The organism is Delftia sp. ZNC0008, from assembly GCF_000799035.1.
In the GTDB taxonomy this organism is placed as follows: Bacteria; Pseudomonadota; Gammaproteobacteria; order Burkholderiales; family Burkholderiaceae_C; genus Comamonas; species Comamonas tsuruhatensis.
The window spans coordinates 20,702-37,469 of sequence record NZ_JTKZ01000323.1 but is presented as its reverse complement, the minus strand read 5'-3'; the positions used below and the strand labels follow the sequence as shown (position 1 = coordinate 37,469).

Annotated in this window: 18 protein-coding genes; 11 read left to right on the top strand and 7 right to left on the bottom strand. The window is 66.1% G+C overall.

The features are described from left to right. Positions 1-91: 91 nt before the first annotated feature. The 4 genes from L995_RS34890 to L995_RS10845 all read right to left on the bottom strand — a co-directional run bounded on the left by L995_RS34890 (position 92) and on the right by L995_RS10845 (position 2,675). Entirely contained in the window at positions 92-253 is a 162-nt protein-coding gene (locus L995_RS34890; protein WP_156136031.1) for a hypothetical protein, read from the bottom strand. A gap of 6 nt (positions 254-259) precedes the next feature. Further along, the gene (locus L995_RS10855; RefSeq protein WP_016446383.1) at positions 260-964 is read right to left on the bottom strand and encodes an SDR family oxidoreductase; all 705 of its coding nucleotides are present in this window, start codon (positions 962-964) and stop codon (positions 260-262) included. Positions 965-994: 30 nt separating this feature from the next. After that, positions 995-1,996, bottom strand: a complete 1,002-nt coding sequence (locus L995_RS10850) for an NADP-dependent oxidoreductase (RefSeq protein ID WP_047471568.1) — start codon at positions 1,994-1,996, stop codon at positions 995-997. A gap of 73 nt (positions 1,997-2,069) precedes the next feature. Next, positions 2,070-2,675 carry a TetR/AcrR family transcriptional regulator gene (locus L995_RS10845; RefSeq protein ID WP_047471566.1) on the bottom strand — a complete coding sequence of 202 codons (606 nt, stop codon included), beginning with the start codon at positions 2,673-2,675 and terminating at the stop codon, positions 2,070-2,072. Between the two features lie 70 nt (positions 2,676-2,745). Here L995_RS10845 and L995_RS10840 point away from each other — a divergent pair, with 70 nt between their 5' ends. From L995_RS10840 to L995_RS10825, 4 genes are all read left to right on the top strand, one after another. After that, positions 2,746-4,056, top strand: coding sequence for a flavin-dependent oxidoreductase (locus L995_RS10840; protein ID WP_047327558.1), 1,311 nt, complete (start codon positions 2,746-2,748; stop codon positions 4,054-4,056). Between the two features lie 98 nt (positions 4,057-4,154). Beyond that, positions 4,155-5,057, top strand: coding sequence for a glutamate ABC transporter substrate-binding protein (locus L995_RS10835; RefSeq protein ID WP_016446387.1), 903 nt, complete (start codon positions 4,155-4,157; stop codon positions 5,055-5,057). Positions 5,058-5,060: 3 nt separating this feature from the next. Next, positions 5,061-5,723, top strand: coding sequence for an amino acid ABC transporter permease (locus L995_RS10830; protein ID WP_047471564.1), 663 nt, complete (start codon positions 5,061-5,063; stop codon positions 5,721-5,723). Then, positions 5,720-6,520 carry an amino acid ABC transporter permease gene (locus L995_RS10825; protein ID WP_047471562.1) on the top strand — a complete coding sequence of 267 codons (801 nt, stop codon included), beginning with the start codon at positions 5,720-5,722 and terminating at the stop codon, positions 6,518-6,520. The genes L995_RS10830 and L995_RS10825 overlap by 4 nt, the downstream gene beginning before the upstream one ends. A gap of 19 nt (positions 6,521-6,539) precedes the next feature. Here the strand turns inward: L995_RS10825 and L995_RS10820 are convergent, their stop codons facing one another. Then, a complete protein-coding gene (locus tag L995_RS10820; RefSeq protein ID WP_016446390.1) occupies positions 6,540-6,776 on the bottom strand; it encodes a hypothetical protein in 237 nt (78 codons plus the stop codon). Between the two features lie 174 nt (positions 6,777-6,950). On the opposite strand from L995_RS10820, the gene L995_RS10815 reads away from it, so the two are divergent. Further along, positions 6,951-8,333 (top strand): aminotransferase-like domain-containing protein, encoded by a 1,383-nt coding sequence (locus L995_RS10815; RefSeq protein WP_016446391.1) that lies wholly within the window; start codon positions 6,951-6,953, stop codon positions 8,331-8,333. Here L995_RS10815 and L995_RS10810 read toward each other — a convergent pair. Then, positions 8,314-9,792: an MFS transporter gene (locus L995_RS10810; RefSeq protein WP_047471559.1), complete on the bottom strand. Its 1,479-nt coding sequence runs from the start codon at positions 9,790-9,792 to the stop codon at positions 8,314-8,316. The genes L995_RS10815 and L995_RS10810 overlap by 20 nt on opposite strands. Before the next feature lie 128 nt (positions 9,793-9,920). Between L995_RS10810 and L995_RS10805 the strand changes: the two genes are divergently transcribed. From L995_RS10805 to L995_RS10785, 5 genes are all read left to right on the top strand, one after another. Then, positions 9,921-10,823: a LysR family transcriptional regulator gene (locus L995_RS10805; protein ID WP_016451465.1), complete on the top strand. Its 903-nt coding sequence runs from the start codon at positions 9,921-9,923 to the stop codon at positions 10,821-10,823. A gap of 149 nt (positions 10,824-10,972) precedes the next feature. Continuing rightward, positions 10,973-11,446, top strand: coding sequence for a BLUF domain-containing protein (locus L995_RS10800; RefSeq protein ID WP_231574409.1), 474 nt, complete (start codon positions 10,973-10,975; stop codon positions 11,444-11,446). Between the two features lie 60 nt (positions 11,447-11,506). Next, the gene (locus L995_RS10795; protein WP_047471557.1) at positions 11,507-13,291 is read left to right on the top strand and encodes a putative bifunctional diguanylate cyclase/phosphodiesterase; all 1,785 of its coding nucleotides are present in this window, start codon (positions 11,507-11,509) and stop codon (positions 13,289-13,291) included. Between the two features lie 177 nt (positions 13,292-13,468). After that, entirely contained in the window at positions 13,469-13,876 is a 408-nt protein-coding gene (locus L995_RS10790; protein ID WP_016446396.1) for a PRC-barrel domain-containing protein, read from the top strand. A gap of 118 nt (positions 13,877-13,994) precedes the next feature. Further along, positions 13,995-14,369, top strand: a complete 375-nt coding sequence (locus L995_RS10785; protein WP_016446397.1) for a c-type cytochrome — start codon at positions 13,995-13,997, stop codon at positions 14,367-14,369. Between the two features lie 2 nt (positions 14,370-14,371). On the opposite strand, the gene L995_RS10780 is transcribed toward L995_RS10785, so the two are convergent. Continuing rightward, on the bottom strand, positions 14,372-15,307 hold the full coding sequence (locus L995_RS10780) for a LysR substrate-binding domain-containing protein (protein WP_016446398.1): 936 nt from the start codon (positions 15,305-15,307) through the stop codon (positions 14,372-14,374). 89 nt (positions 15,308-15,396) lie between these two features. Here L995_RS10780 and L995_RS10775 point away from each other — a divergent pair, with 89 nt between their 5' ends. Then, the gene (locus L995_RS10775) at positions 15,397-16,767 is read left to right on the top strand and encodes an MFS transporter (protein ID WP_047471577.1); all 1,371 of its coding nucleotides are present in this window, start codon (positions 15,397-15,399) and stop codon (positions 16,765-16,767) included. Position 16,768 lies beyond the last annotated feature (1 nt).

Below are 16,768 nucleotides of genomic sequence, written 5' to 3'. Positions count from 1 at the left end.
TGCCCGGGCCATGGCGCAACTGCTTGAGCGCCGGCCGGCGCCCGGGCTGGACGGCAGCAGCTGACGCGCCAGCGCGCCAGTCAGCCTGCGTTCAGCCCACACTCAGCGCCGTACTCAGCACCACAGTCAGCCCTGCGTTGCACTGGCCGCAGATTCCCAGGCACACGCCCGGGGAGAGCACGGCGATCTGCCATGGCGCGCACTTCATGGCCCGGCCTGTGTTGATGGTCCGGCCACGGGCTGCGGCGGTCATCCAGGCTCAGGCGCCCTGCGGCAGATAGCTTGGCCGGGCCGCCGTCATGCCGCGCTTGACCTGCTGGGTGAGCTCGTCGGCCAGCACTTCATCGAGCCCGGCCTCCAGTCCGTCCAGCGCGCGGCTGACGATGTCCTCGGGGCTGGACTTCGGTGCGTCAAGCCCGCGCGTGAGGTCGGTATCGACATAGGCCATGTGCAGGCCCAGCACCTGTGTCTTCTGCCCTGCAAGCTCGCTGCGCAGGGCGTTGGTAAGCGACCAGGCGGCCGACTTGCTGGCCGAGTAGGCGGCCAGTTCGCCGCCATTGACCCAGGAGGCCACCGACAGCACATTGAGCAAGGCCCCGCCGCCGTTGGCCTTGAGAACCGGCGCAAAGGCCTGGCTCATGCGCAGCACGGCGAAGAAGTTGGTCTCGAAGATGCGCCTGGCGACCTCTTCGCTGTCGGGCGCCAGAAAGCCGCCGGGCTGCGCGATGCCGGCGTTGTTGATCACCAGCGTGACGTCCGACGCCTGCGCTGCGGCGGCGGCCACGTCCTGCGGGCGGTTCACGTCCAGCTGCAGGGCATGCACGCCGGGCTGGGTGACGGTGGCGGGGTCGCGCGCGCCGGCGTAGACCTTGCGGGCGCCACGGGCAAGCAGCTCGCGTGCGAAAGCCAGGCCGATGCCGCGATTGGCACCGGTGACGAGAACAACAGCGTTTTCAATTTTCATGGAGCACTCCAGGGGTGGGGGGAAACAGATTCAACGGATCTTGATGACGACCTTGCCCTTTGCGTGGCCGGCTTCGGCATAGGCAAGGGCCTCGTTGGTGGACTCGAATGCGAAGACCTTGTCCACGACCGGGCGGATGGCGCCCGCCTCGATGAGGCGGGTGATCTCGCGCAGCTGGGCGCCGTCGGCCTTCATGAAGAGAAAGGAGTAGTCAATGCCACGGCCTCGCGCCCGCCGCCTGATGCCGGAGCTGAGCAGCCGCATCACCAGCCGCACGAATGCGGGCGCCGCGATGTTTCTGCCAAATGCGGGATCGGGCGGGCCGGAGATGGAGATCAGCTTCGCGCCGCCCTTGAGCACGCGCAGGGATTTGCCAAGCGTCTTGCCGTCCTGGCTGTTGAGCACCACGTCGTAGTCGTGCAGGACATCCTCGAAGTCCTGCGTGCGGTAGTCGATGACGACATCCGCACCCAGGCTCCTGACCAGTTCGAAGTTGGCAGCGCTTGTGGTGGTGGCAACGGTGGCGCCCAGGTGCCTGGCCAGCTGGATGGCGAACGTGCCCACGCCCCCGGAGCCAGCCTGGATGAAGACCCCTTGCCCCTTCGTCAGCTTCGCTGTCTCCACCAGTGCCTGCCAGGCCGTCAGGCCCACCAGGGGGATGGAGGCGGCCTCTTCCATCGTGAGCCCCTTGGGTTTTGGCGCCAGCGACGACTCCTTGACCGGCACGAACTCCGCGAACGTGCCGATCCGGAAATCGTCCGTGCGTGCATAGACCTCGTCACCGGGCTTGAACTGCCGCACGCGCGGGCCGGCCTTGACCACCACGCCGGCCACGTCGTGGCCCAGGATCAGGGGCAGGCGATAGGGCAGGATGAGCTTGAATTGCCCATCCTTGATCTTGGAGTCCAGCTGGTTCACGCCTGCGGCATGGACCTGGACCAGGACTTCGTCGTCACGCAGCTGCGGCTCGGGTACGTCTGCCAGCTGCAAGGCGCGGTTCGCTCCATAGCTTTCCAGAACAAATGCCTTCATGGTCTTCCTTTATATGATGATCATCATATGTAACGGCAAAAAAAATCCTGGCACATGCACTGGGCATGCGCCATCACTGGTTGGCTGGCGCCAGGTGCTTGAGTGCTGCCTCGCGCAGGCTGTCGGACAGGGCCGGATCATCCACCGCCCGAGCCAGCAGCAGGCTGCCGACCATGGTGGACAAGGTGACGAGAGCGCGCTCGTGGGCACCGGGCTGCCCCCAGTCCGGTGATTGGCGGGTGATGAGATCGACCATTTCCTTGATGTGGCCCGTGGCCACGCGGCGCACCTCCGGCGCCTGGCGCGAGGTCTCGGAACCCAGGGCCGCCAGGGGGCAGCCCACCTCGGCGCGCTGGACATGTTCCTTGGAAAGATAGGTGGCCAGCATGGCATGCAGTGCCATGCCGGGCGGCGCCTTGGCCACCACGTCGGCGACGGCGGCACAGGACTCCGCGCAGGCCTTGCCCGCCGCTTCCGCCAGCATGGCATCGCGCGAGGCGAAGTGGGCGTAGAAGGCGCCATGCGTCAGGCCCGCCTCCTTCATGATGTCCGCCACCCCGGTGCCGCCATAGCCGCTGCGGCGGATGGCACGCGCCGCCACGGAGACGATGCGCTCATGCGTGGCCTCCTTGGCGGAAGCCCGGGTGCTGGAATTGGTGTTTCGCATGATGGTCATCATACATTGTTTGCGCCATGCACGCGCCGCAGATGGGACATCCGCCCGCAGCCATTGCATGGACAATCCCGGCATGTCTGCTGCTGCTTCACACCACAATCCATCCCGCCCCGTGCTCATTGCCGGCGGCGGCATCGGTGGCATGGCCACTGCCCTCACGCTGCACCAGATCGGCGTGCCCTGCATCGTGTTCGAGTCGGTGGCGCAGTTGCAGCCGCTGGGCGTGGGCATCAACCTGCAGCCGAACGCGGTGCGGGAACTGCATGACCTGGGTTTCGGCAACGATGTGCTGGACACCATCGGCCTGCAGGCCCGGGAATGGGCGCTGGTCGGGCGCAACGGCAACGAGGTGTATGCCGAGCCGCGCGGGCTGCAGGCCGGCTACCGCTGGCCGCAGTACGCGGTGCACCGCGGGCAGCTGCAGATGATGCTGTTCAACGCCGTCAGGCAGCGCCTGGGCGACGACGCCGTGCAGCTGGGCCGGCGCGTGGTGGGCTACCGGCAGGATGCCGAGGGCGTGACCGCCCTCATCGACACCCGCGATGGCCAGCGGCTGGAGGTGCAGGGCTCGCTGCTGGTGGCGGCCGATGGCCTGCACTCGGCCGTGCGCGCGCAGATGCACCCCACGCAGCCGCCCATACAGTGGGGCGGCGCCATCATGTGGCGCGGCACCACGCCCGGGGTGCCGGTGCGCACCGGCGCATCCTTCGTGGGCGTGGGCTCGCTGCGCCATCGCGTGGTGCTGTACCCCATCACGCCGCCGGACCCCGTCACGGGCCTGGCCACCATCAACTGGATCGCCGAGATCACGGTGGACAACCAGGGCGGCTGGCGGCAGGGCGACTGGAACCGGCGCGTGGCGCTGGAGGAATTCATCCACCACTTCGACGGCTGGGACTACGGCTGGCTGGACGTGCCGGCCATGCTGCGCGGCGCCACGGATGTCTTCGAGTACCCCATGATCGACCGCGACCCCGTGCCCACCTGGGTGGACGGCCGCGTGGCCTTGCTGGGCGATGCGGCGCATGTGATGTACCCGGTGGGCTCCAACGGCGCCAGCCAGGCCATCGTGGACGCGCGCGTGCTGGGTGCACAGTTCCTTGCCCACGGCGTGGGCCCGCAGGCGCTGCGCGCCTATGACGACAAGCTGTGCAAGGACCTCTCGGCGCTGGTGCTGCGCAACCGGGGGGCCGGCCCCTTCGGCCTGCTGGGGCTGGTGGACGAGCGCTGCGGCGGCGTCTTCGACGACATCGACGAGGTGCTGCCACGCGAGGAGCGCGAGGGCTTCATGGCCCGGTACAAGGCCGCTGCCGGCTTTGCGATCGAGACGCTCAACGCCGCGCCCCCCACCATTGCGCCGGGGCAGCGCGTGGCCGGGGCCTGAGCCCTTGTGCGGCGGCAAGGGCCGCGAGTCGCCATAATCGGCCCTTGCCCCTGGCAGCCATCCCCAGATTTACATCACAGACCCAGCAGGAAGACCCCATGCCGATCCAATCCATTCTGAAATCCACCGTGGTGGCACTGGCGATCGTGGGCAGCGGTTCGCTCTTTGCGCAGGGCGCGCCCCTGAACACAGCGGCGTTCGACGCCCTGATTGCGCAAGGCCCCGTCGCCGACGCCGCGACCATCGCATCGAGCACCTGGGCCAGCAAGATCAAGCAGGCCGGCACGCTGCGCCTGGGCAGCACCCAGACCTCCAATCTGTTTTCCCTGCTCAACGAGAAGGACGGCAAGATCCGCGGCTTCGACGCAGGCCTGGCCCAGCTGCTCACGCGCTACATCCTGGGCGATGCGTCCAAGTACCAGTTCGCGCAGGTCACCTCGTCCACGCGCGAGCAGGTGCTGATCAACAACCAGGCGGACATGGTGATTGCCACCTACTCCATCACCCCCGCCCGTGCCGAGAAGATCTCGTTTGCCGGCCCCTACTACACCTCGCAGGCCGGGGTGCTGGTCAAGGCAAGCAACAAGACCGTGCAGTCGTACAGCGATCTGGGCGGCAAGAAGGTCGCCACGCAGGCCGGCTCCACGGGGCCTGCCATCCTGGCGCAGCACGCGCCCAAGGCGGTCGTGCAGGAGTTCCAGACGCACCAGGAAGCGCTGGACTCCCTGCGCCAGGGCCGCGTGGACGCCTATGTGACCGACTACACCCTGCTGCTCAACACCCTGAGCCTGGGCACCGGCGACGCGCGGCTGGCGGGCGCGCCCTTCGGCACGCAGGATTCCTATGGCATCGGCCTGCCCAAGGGCTCGGACGGCGTGGCCTTCATCAATGCCTTCCTGAAGAAAATCGAAGCCGACGGCACCTGGGCCAAGCTGTGGACCATCTCCATCGGCCAGCGCACCGGCAGCACGGCCGTTCCCACGCCGCCCGCCCTGCCCTGAGCGATGGGTGACGTCTTCAGACTCCTCGCCGACCACGGGCCTGCCTTCTGGCAGGCCCTCTTGCTGACCTGGAAGCTCACCGCGTTCTCGTTCCTGCCCGGCTTCCTGCTGGGCGTGGTCGTCACGGTGCTCAGGTTGCTTCCGCTGCCGCCGCTGCGCTTCGTGCTGACGGGCTACGTCGAGATCTTCCGCAACATCCCCAGCGTGGCGCTGCTGATCTTCATCGTGTTCGCGCTGCCCGATCTCAACGTCGTGATCGACTATGAGCCCAGCGTGGTCCTGGCCCTGGCGCTGGTGTGTTCCGCGTTCACGGCGGACTATCTGCGCGCGGGCATCAACACCATCGCCGGCAGCCAGATCGAGGCCGCGCTCAGCCTGGGCATGCGGCCCATGCAGATCATCTCGGCCGTGGTGCTGCCGCAGGCGCTGCGCTCGGTGGTGCAGCCCATGACGTCGCTGCTCATTGCGCTGATGCTGTCCACCTCGCTGGCATCCCAGGTGCCGCTGGCGGGCCGGGAACTCACCTCGCTCGTGTCCAAGATCGCCAACGACTCCGCTGCCGGCATGGCCGCCTTCGCCGTGGCCGCCGCGATGTACGTGGCCACCGGATTGCTGATCGCCTGGGCGGGCGCCATCCTGGAAAAGAAGCTGCGGATACTGCGATGAGCCGTTCTCTGGAAGACATTCTGTTTGGCGCACCCAGCCCGCAGGCCCAGCGGGTCACGCAGGTGGCCAGCCTGATCGCGGCGGCCCTGCTGCTGGCGCTGGCCGCGGGCATCGCGCTGCGCTTTCATTCGGCAGGCCAGCTCGAGGCCCGGTTCTGGGAATTCTTCGCCTGGCCCACCACCTGGGCCTTTCTGGCCAAGGGCCTGCTCGGCACGCTGGCATCGTCGGCCATGGCCGCCGTGATTGCGCTGGCCCTGGGGCTGGTGCTGCTGGCGGGGCGCCTGGCGCGGCCCCGCATCGTGCGCTGGCCCAGCGTCGCCGTCATCGAATTCCTGCGCGGCACGCCCACGCTGCTGCTGATCTATGTGTGCTTTCTGGTGCTGCCCGCCGCCGGCATCAAGCTGAGCACCTACTGGATGCTGACCCTGCCCATAGGCCTGAGCACCGCCGCCGTGGTGGCCGAGGTCTACCGCGCGGGCGTGCTTGCCGTGCCACGCGGCCAGACCGATGCCGCGCGAAGCCTGGGACTGACCGAGGTCCAGGTCTTCCGGTTCGTCGTCTTCCCCCAGGCGGTGCGCTTCATCGTGCCGGCGCTGGTCGCGCAACTGGTCATCGTGGTCAAGGACACCACCTTCGGCTACATCGTCACCTACGGCGAGCTCATGCAGAACGCCAAGGTGCTCATTGCCAACTACCACGCGCTGGTGCCCGTGTACCTTGTGGTGGCGGTGCTCTACTGCCTTGTGAACTACGCGATATCCAGGGCGAGCAGGCGGCTGAACCGGCCCGTGCACTGAGGCCCGCCAGTGCCTGCCCTCAGGGAAGGCTCAGATCCATGCCGAGCATCCTGGCAAGGCCGAAGGTGAAGGCCAGCACGCACAGCAGCAGCAGCGTGAAGACGGCAGCGATCTTGCCGCCCGCAATGAGCAGCTCGCGCCTGTCCGCCCCCTTCTTCTTGCCTTGGTCGTAATGCCACTTGATGGCGAAGAACATGGCCGTGCCGAACACGAGCGCCTTGAACGTGACGAAGACTACGGGGATCCAATCGATCATTTTGAGAACTTCCAGCCAATGACTTGGCACTGTCCACGGTGGGGAGCCCCCCTCCCGGACATGAGAGGCAGAGCGTCAGCGACGGCCATGCAAGCACGGTGCTGCCACACCTTGTGGCGCATACTACCCAAAAGCAATTTCCATACATGGACCCCAACATCGCTGCTGAAAACCATGCAAGATGACTCTTTGCCAAGCTGGCTGCCGCGCCTTGCCGTGCAGCGCGGCCCCCGTTTTCTGCAGATTGCGGATGCCTTGCAGGCAGCGGTGGCGGACGGATCGCTGAAACCGGGTGACCGCCTGCCTCCGCAGCGCCTGCTGGCAGCGCAGCTGGATGTGGACCTGACGACCATCACCCGCGCCTACGACGAGGCCCGGCGGCGCCACCTGCTGGAGGGACGCGGCGCGCGAGGCACCTATGTCGCGGCGCCGAAGGTCGAATGGAGCTCGGTGCTCGACCTGAGCATGAACACCCCGCCACCGCCCGAGGGCGTGGACTTCGACGACATGCTCAAACAGGGCTTGTCGCAGGTATTGATGAGGGCCGATGCCCAGCTGCTGATGACCTACCACCTGGGCGGGGGCAGCGATTCCGACCGCAAGGCCGCAGCCCAATGGCTGGAGCCGATGTTTGGAAGTCTGGATGACCGGCAGATCGTTGTCTGCCCCGGGGCGCAGGCGGCGATCGCCGCCCTGATTCTTGCGCTGACCGCGCCGGGCGACGTGATCCTGGCGGAGCCCGCCAGCTATCCCGGCCTGCGTGCCGCAGCGGCCCAGTTCGGCCGGCGCATCCTGGCGGTGCAGGCGGACAGGCAGGGGATGGTGCCGGAGATGCTGGAGCAGGCCTGCCGCGAGCACAGGCCGGCGCTGGTCTACCTCAATCCGACACTGCAGAACCCGACCGCCATCACCATGTCGGAAGGCCGGCGCAAGCAGCTGGCCAGCGTGGCCAGGCGCTGCCAGGTGCGCATCGTCGAGGACGACCCCTACTGGCTGCTGGCCGACGCCCCGCCGCCGCCCATTGCCGCATTCGCCCCGCAGCAGGTGTACTACATCTCGACCCTGTCCAAATGCCTGACGCCCGGCCTGCGCGTGGCCTTCGTGCTCATGCGCGACCCGCATGAACGCCAGCGCTTCCTGGTGGCGCTCAGGTCCTTTGCGCTGATGGCCACCCCCGTGACGGCCGCGCTGGCCACGCAGTGGATCCTCGATGGTTCGGCCGGGCAATTGATGGACGGCGTGCGCAAGGAGGCGCGCCTGCGCCACCGGATGGCCAGGGACATCCTGGCGGGGCGGTACAGCGGCGCCGGAGACGGCCTGCATGTATGGCTGGAGCTGCCGGGGTACTGGACTAGCGCTCAGCTGGCACGTGCCGCCGACAGCGAGGGCATCGCCGTCACGCCCGCGCAGGCATTCGCCACCGGCAGCGAATCCGTGAATGCCATCCGCATCTCCCTGGGCAGCATCAAGGACCGTGGACGCCTGCACGCCGGTCTTCAACGGCTGTCCCATCTGCTTGCACGGCTGCCGGAGTCGTTCAGCGCTGCCGTGGTGTAGCCGCGCCGGTCGCGGGAGCGCGGCTTGCGGCCGCAATCGCAGCCGCAATCGCGAGCGCAGCCACGACCAGCACTGCCGCGACTGCGAACGTGATCCGCATCGCGTGGGCAATGGCCCCGGGATGCGCCGCGGCGATGTCGGCCGTCCCTGACGCGAACGCGAACACCATCCCCATCACGGATGCCCCGGTGACGAGCCCGAGGTTGCGCGACAGCCCGAGCATGCCCGACATCACGCCACGCTGGTCCGCAGCGACATCGGCCATGACGGCCGTGTTGTTGGCGGCCTGGAACAGCTGGTAGCCAGGGGTCAGGACGGCGATGGCGGCAACGTAGCCCGCAACACCGAACATCGCCGCAAGCACGGACAGGGCGAATGCGCCCGCCGCCAGGGCGATGAGTCCGGCGATGACCATGGGGGCAGCGCCCAGGCGATCGACGACACGGCCGGCCGGGACACCGCTCAGGATGGCGATGAACGGGCCCACCGACATCACGAGCCCGACCGTGGTTTCGTCAAGCCCGAGCCCGCGAGACAGATAGAACGGCCCGACCACCAGCGTCGCCATCATCACCGTCGAGACGAGCGCATTCATGGCCAGGCTCGCGCTGAAGCCCGGATCGCGGAACCGCTCCAATCGGATCAATGGCGATGCGGCTGCCGCCTGGGCCCTCGCGAAGAGCACGACGCCGAAGGCCGCGGCCGACAGCAAAGCCCCGTTGAGCGAACCGAAGCTTGCGCGCCCCAGCGTCATGGCGAGTGCATAGGCCACAAGCGTCAGAGCGAGCAGCAAGGTGCCCAGGTGGTCGAAGCGCGCCCGATCCGCCTGCGCCCCTTGGCGATGCACGGGCAGGTATCGATGCGCGAGAAGGAATGTCAGGACGCCCAGCGGCAGGTTGATGAGGAAGATGGCCCGCCAGCCGGGTCCGGCGATCAGATATCCGCCGAGTGCTGGACCGAGGGTGGTGCCCATCGCGGACATCGTTCCGAGCAGGCCCATCGCGCTACCGGTCCTCGCCTTCGGAACCGTCTCGGCGACCAGCGCCATGGAGAGGGCCATCATGATGGCCGCGCCCAGGCCCTGCACCGCCCGGGCGGCAATCAGCAGCCAGAGATTGGGAGCCAGGCCGCAAAGGACCGAGGCCAGCGTGAACAGGACGATGCCGGCCAGCAGCAGCCGTCGGCGGCCCAGGACATCGCCAAGCCGGCCGGCGCTGACGGTCAGGGCGGTGATGGCCAGCAGATAGGCCAGGACGATCCACTGGACCTGCTGGAAGGACGCGTTGAACGCCTGCGCGAAGGTGGGCAATCCCACGTTGGCGATGCTGGTGCCCAGCGAGGACAGCAGCATGGACAGCGAAAGGCTGGCCAGCACCCACCGGACCGGCGGCCCCTGTTGCACACTGCCGGCCCCTGCCCCACCTGTTCCGGCACCGATCGGTTTCGACGTGGACTTCATCTTTGGCGACTCCCATATTCAAGTTCTCAGGAGCCTAGTGCCGCGCCTGGCATGGCGGAAGGCGCACTGCTCTCACTTTATTCATGCGTTTGACGCCATGTCGCTACCCGCTGTGCTACGGTCAATCCATGCCGAAGCCCGATCTCAACCTGCTTGTCACCCTGGATGTGCTCCTTGCGGAGGGAAACGTTGCGCGCGCGGCCCAGCGGTTGCGGCTGAGCCCGTCGGCAATGAGCCGGGCGCTGGCGCGGCTGCGTGAGACCACCGGCGATCCGCTGCTGGTCAGGGCCGGGCGGGGTCTCGTTCCCACACCGCGAGCGCTTGAGCTGCGCGATCGGGTCAGCCAGCTGGTGCAGGACACGGAAGCTGTTCTGCGCCCTGCCGGGCAGCCCGACCTCGGACAACTGGTGCGCACGTTCACGCTGCGCACCAGCGAAGGCTTCGTGGAGAATTTCGGACCGGACCTCATTGCCCGCGTGGGCCAGCAAGCGCCCGGCGTACGGCTTTGCTTCGTGCAAAAGACCAACAAGGACAGCGGCCCGCTTCGCGACGGGACGGTCGACCTGGAAACCGGCGTTGTCGCAAGCACGATAGGTCCGGAGGTGCGCGCGCAGGCGCTGTTCCGAGACCGTTTCATCGGCGTCGTGCGCCAGGGCCATCCGCTGAGCCAGGGCGAGATCACACCCGCGCGCTATGCGAGCGGCAGGCATATCCTGGTGTCCCGGCGGGGGCAGGAAAAGGGGCCCATTGATGAAGCCTTGAATGCGCTGGGCCTGCAGCGGCAGATCGTTGCGACCGTCGGCGGCTTTTCCAGCGCGCTGGCCCTGGCCCGCGCCAGCGACCTGATCGCCAGCGTTCCCGAACGACACACCGGCAACCTGCGCGCGCAAATGCACAGCTTCCCCCTTCCGGTCTCCATGCCGCAGATCACGGTTTCATTGCTCTGGCATCCCAGGCTGCATGCCGATGCTGCGCACCGCTGGCTGCGCGGGTGCGTACGGGAGATTTGCGCAAAGGCTGATTCGCCATGAGCGCCCGCAGCCAGCGGGCTGCCATCGCCGCTCCCATGCACCCATGCAGATACCCATGCAGATGGGCCAGCCCATCAGCAGACCAAGGCTGACCAGCGCCAGATGCAGCAGGCGCTGGAGGCCGGGATGGTTACATATGCAACAACGGGTTGCACACCTACGTGGACCGTCCCGCGCAGGCCATACCATCGTCGGCCTACAACACAGAAAGGCGCGAGGTTATGCAGGAGAGTTCTCTGGAGTGCTTCCTCTATCACAGTCAGTTGGCACCAGGGGCCGACACCACCTGCATCGCGGGCATCATCAAGACCGCACGCTCCTTCAACGGGTCGGCCGGGATCACGGGCATGCTGGTTTTCGACGGGGAACGTTTCTTTCAGTATGTCGAAGGGCCGGCACGGCAATTGGGTTTGCTGGTGGAGTCCATCTCGCGCGACGAAAGACATATCAACTTCACGCCGATGTTCCCGCAAACGCGCATTGATCAAAGACGTTTCGCCAAGTGGTCCATGGCCTATGTGATTGTGGAAGATACAGAACATCTGGGCACGATTTCCAAGCTGGAAGGCCCTGGTGCGCTGGCGAAATTGCAGGAGCTGTTGCCGCTGCTGGATGTTCAGTAATTCCTTAGGCCAAAGCGGAGCGGGATTTTCATGATGTGGGTTCACTGAGGCAGGAAATCGATGCTCACCCGTTGGACTACCGAATCCGAGAAAGAGCAACTGCTCGGACTTCAGACCGCTGAAATCCTGGACATGACCGCCAGACGGGAATTTCAGCGCATCACCCAGCTGACCAGCCAGATGTTCATGGTGCCGATTGCCATCATCACGGTTCTGGACGAGCACAGGCAATGGTTCAAGGCGCCCGTAGGTGTGGACATGGACGGCAGCCTGCGCACAGACGCCTTCTGCGACCACACCATCAGAAACGAAGGAATCATGGTGATTCCTGACACGCACCTTGACCGCAGGTTCTCAGGCAATGCGCTGGTAACCGGCCAACCGAACATCAGGTTCTATGCCGGCGTTCCCCTGATCATGAAATCCGGCCATGCCATCGGCAGCCTGTGCATCATCGATACCCGACCCAGAACCTTCTCTGAAGAGCAAGGCCGGCAACTGGCCGCCATGGCTGCGATAGTGCTGGCTCAGATCCAATACCATCACAGCATTGGAAAAGTAGACGAGGTCACGGGCTTGCACAATCGCTCGCAGCTCCAGTGCGACCTGAACAGCCTTTGCATTGTGGCCCCGCAGGAGGCACGCAGCCTGGTATTGATGGAAGCGATCAACCATTGCAGCCTGCTGGAAATGAGCAATGCGCTGGGCTTTAACTATGTCGAGCAGCTCCTGCGTGACATTGCGAAGGCCGTCACGGACATGACGGGGCCGCACGCAACCGTGTACCACGTGGGCCTGGCCAGGTTTGCATGGATCATCAGCGCGGGCAGGCAAGAAGATGAAGAGGCCCTGGTCAGACAATTGCTGAAACACCTGCAAAAGCCCATCACCAGTGCCGACCTCCGGTTCGAACTTCAGCCCCGGGCAGGCGTGGTGCGGTTCCACCTGGCCCAGGCCGAGGTCGATGATGTCATTCGCAAGGCCATGGTGTCCGTGCAGCAGGCTGGCCACGACCATCGGTCACTTCACCGCTATGAGGAGAACGAGGACAGCCGCCAGCGAAGATCCTATCGGCTATTGCGGGACTTTGGGCATGCGCTGGACAAGGGGCAGCTGCGGCTGGTGTACCAGCCCAAATTCGACAACCGCAGTTTCAGCTGCAAGGGGCTGGAGGCGCTCATCCGCTGGAAGCACCCGGAAATGGGGGAAATCCCGCCCAGCGAATTCATCCCCCTGGTGGAAGCCACGCCGTTGATCCATGGCCTGACGCGGTTCGTGATCAAAACGGCGCTGGCGCAGGTTGCGGCCTGGAAAGCGGAAAGTCTCGACCTCCAGGTCTCCATCAATGTCTCGCCGCGCAATCTGGACGAGGTCGATTTTCCGGACTACCTCAACGCCATGTGCAGTCAATATGGCGTTGCCCTGGAAAATATCGTGATCGAGTGCACCGAAAGCGATGTGCTGACAGGCCACGGCACGGTCCAGGCGCTTCAGCACATCAGAAAACTCGGAATCCAGGTCGCACTGGATGATTTTGGTGCCGCCTACTCCAATCTTGCGTCACTCAAGAATCTGCCTGCCGAGATATTGAAGATAGACCGCTCCATGGTCTGCGACGTCGATACCAATGAACGGGCGCTGGCCGTGCTCAAATCCATCATGACCATGGCCTCGGACCTTGGCTACCGCCTTGTGGCAGAAGGCGTTGACAGCGCCGAAGTCTTCGATCTGCTGGTTTCGCTGGGGTTCGATGAGATACAGGGCTACTATTTCAGCAGGCCCATGGAGGCATCGGAAATCAGGAAATTCGTCGAAGAGCGCAATCGATACGCACAGGGAAAATGAAGGGCCTTGGCCATGGCATGCCGGGCGCAGGCGCAGGCAATTGGCGGGACGACTGTAGGCAGTATCCTCACCGTGGCGCTGGATCGGCTGACATGGCTTTGCTTGGTTTTCCGATCTCGCCGCTGCCGGGCTGCACTCCTAATGAGGGCTTCAAATTTTGTTTTCCAGGAGTTCTCTATGACAGGTCTCAAGACGCTGAAGATGGGTTTGATCGCAACCGCGCTGATCGCAGCCACGGCCTCGACCAGCTGGGCACAGCCCGTGGCGGGCACCACCACCTTGGGCGTGGCGGCCACCGAAGTCCAGGCCGTGGCCACGGGCTGGAGCCTGAAGAAGTCCGTGCTGGGCAAGAGCGTCTACAACGAGGAAGGCAAGGCCGTGGGCAAGATCGACGACGTGATCGTCGCACCCGACAAAGCGGTCTCCTACGCCATCGTCGGCGCCGGCGGCTTCCTGGGCATGGGCAAGCATGACGTGGCCATTCCGGTGAACCAGTTCCGCGTGGAAAACAACAAGATCACGCTGCCCGGCGCCACCAAGGACGCGCTGAAGGCGCTGCCCAAATTCGAGTACGCCAAGAAGTAAGCCGGGCGCGCGCCCTGCTTCTTTGACAAGCCCTGCGTTGCAGGGCTTTTTCGTGGGCGGCCGTGCAGGACCATATGATCGCGGCGGATCAGATTCATACCAAAAAATCCGCGAGTCAATGAAAACAATCGTCGCCGTATCCTTGGGAATATCGCTGTGCATTCAGGCATTGCCCTGCCTTGCAGACAACAGCAATGGAAAGCAGCTCTACCTGTCCAGATGCGCCATGTGCCACGGGGCAGACGCCAAGGGTACGGGCCCGCTGGCCAACAAGAGCAATCCACCCACCCCCGACCTGGCGACCGCCGCGTTCAGAAAAAGGCTCCATGACTATCCGGGCGTGATCGTCTCGTCCGTCATTCTTCGCCCCAATGGCGACCTGATTCCCAGGACCTTGCGGGAAAACGGGGTGAAGGTGCCGCCCCATGCCTGGACCGTGAAGGATTTCCGCGACCTCAATGAATACTTCAGTGGCCTGGTTGCGAAGAAGTAGCCCTATATATCGAGTTTCTGCGCGCGCATATGCTCGCGCACCGCATCGACCAGGATGCTGGCCAGCCGGTCCACGGGCGCTGGCGCATCGAGCGTGGCACGGCCCAGGATCAGATCCATGGACGGCAGGGCCGGCAGGCCCAGTGCCTGCGCATCCAGCGGCTTGACGTGCGCGGGCAGGCCGAACGGCGTGCGCACGGACAGGCCCAGGCCTGCAGCCGTGGCGGCCCAGACGGCGGACAGGCTGGCACTGTTGAAGGCATGGCGCCAGGCCATGCCCTTCTTGTCCAGCGCAGCCGTCACGATGTCCCGCAAGGGGCAAGGCGCATCGAGCATGGCCAGGGGCAGCACGTCGTCGTCCTGCGCTGCACCACTGCGCCAGCGTGCCCAGCCGGCGTCGGCCGCGTCCATGGATGCCGGGCCAATCCACTGGAGCGGCAGCCGCATGATGTGCTCCCCATGCACGCACGCGTGGTTCACGCCCGCATCCCATAGCAGGGCCAGGTCGAATTGCCCGAGGGCGATGCGCTCGCGCAGTTCATCGCTGCGGGCCACGCTGGCTTCGATGCGCACATGGGGATGGGCGCGCGCGAACTGCCCCAGCACATGGGGCAGCACGCTTTCGCCCAGGTCCTCCTGCAGGCCCAGGCGTACCAGGCCCCGCAGTTCGCTGCCGCGCACGGCCGCCACGGCGCGGTCGTTGAGTTCGAGCAGGCGCAGCGCGTAGCCGCGCAGGGTTTCTCCGGCCTCCGTCAGCACCAGCCCCCGGCCGGACTTGCGCAGCAAGGGCGTGCCGCATTGGGATTCCAGCTTCTTGAGCTGGGCGCTGACGGCCGAGGTGGAGCGGCCGAGCTTGTCCGCGGCGCGGGCGAAACTGCCCAGTTCGACGCCGGTGCAAAACGTGCGCAGCACATCCAGGTCATAGAGCACACGTGTCATTGCCAAGCCTTCATCGTGCTGAAAAAATGGATTGTAGATACGAAATTATGTGATTTTCAGGATGGTTGGGGCTGACCATACTGCCGGCCATGACCTCTTCTTCCGCCGGCCGCAGCGCCAATCCCAGCCCCTTGGCTTCCCCCCGCCCGCCCCGCCACCGATGGAAGGTGCTGGCCGCTGGCGTCATCGCCAACGCCGCGTTTTCCGTGGCTTTCAGCGGCATCCCCATGACGGCCATCCTCATGCGTTCGGGCTACCAGCTGGACACGCAGACGCTGGGCCTGGCGCTGGGGCTGATGGGCCTGGGCATTGCGCTCAGCGAACTGCCCTGGGGCCTGCTGACGGACCGCTGGGGCGACCGGCCAGTGCTGCTGCTGGGCCTGTGCGGCACGGCCTTGGCCCTGGCGGCGATGGCGCTCTGGGCCTCGCCATCGCCGGACCATATCCCTTCGTTCGGCCTGCTGGCCGGCGGGCTGGTGCTGGTGGGGCTGCTGGGCGGCAGCGTCAACGGTGCCAGTGGCCGGGCCGTCATGGGCTGGTTTGCCGAAGGCGAGCGCGGCCTGGCCATGAGCATCCGCCAGACCGCCGTGCCCTTGGGCGGCGCCATTGGCGCCCCCTTGCTGACCGGCCTGGCCACGCATGCAGGCTTTGCCGCCGTCTATGGCGTGCTGACGGCGCTGTGCCTGGCGGCGGCGGTGTTTGCAGCGCTGTGGATTCAGGAGCCATCGCATGCACCGGCCTCAGGCAAGGCCGCTGCGCCAGGCCGGGCCGGGCCATCCGCGCCAGGGCCCCTGCGCGATCGGCAAGCCTGGCGCATGGCCGCCGGCATCGGCATCCTGTGCGCCCCGCAGTTTGCCGTGCTCTCGTTCGGAACGGTGTTTCTGCATGACCATGCCCACCTGGGGCTGGGCGTGGCGGCGGCCGTCATGTCGGTCGTGCAGCTCGCCTCCATGGCCCTGCGCATCTGCAGCGGCCGCTGGACCGACAGGCGCCAGAACCGCCCGGCCTTTCTGCGCGCCTGCTGCCAGCTCACCCTGGCGTTGTTCGCGGGCATGGCGGCCCTGAGCTGGAGCAGCCATCCGGGCGCATCGGCAGTGTCGCCCGCCATGGGTCTGGTGCTGATGGTGATGCTGGGCGTGTGCGGTATCTGCGTGTCCGCCTGGCACGGCGTTGCCTACACGCAGCTGGCCGGGCTGGCCGGCGCGGCCCGCGCGGGCACGGCGCTGGGCATGGCCAATACCTCGGTGTTCGCGGTGTGCTTCCTGGTGCCGCTGGCCATTCCGCACTTGCTGTCGGCCCAGGGCTGGGGGCTGGTCTGGGCCTGCGCGGCGGCCTGCGCGGGCTGGGCCATGCATCTGTTTGCACGGGCCGGGGTGGCCGGCACCCCCGGGGCCACGCAGGGGGCGTTATTGAACGAGAATACCGGCTGTCTTCCCACGGCCTCCTCGCACCGACCATGAC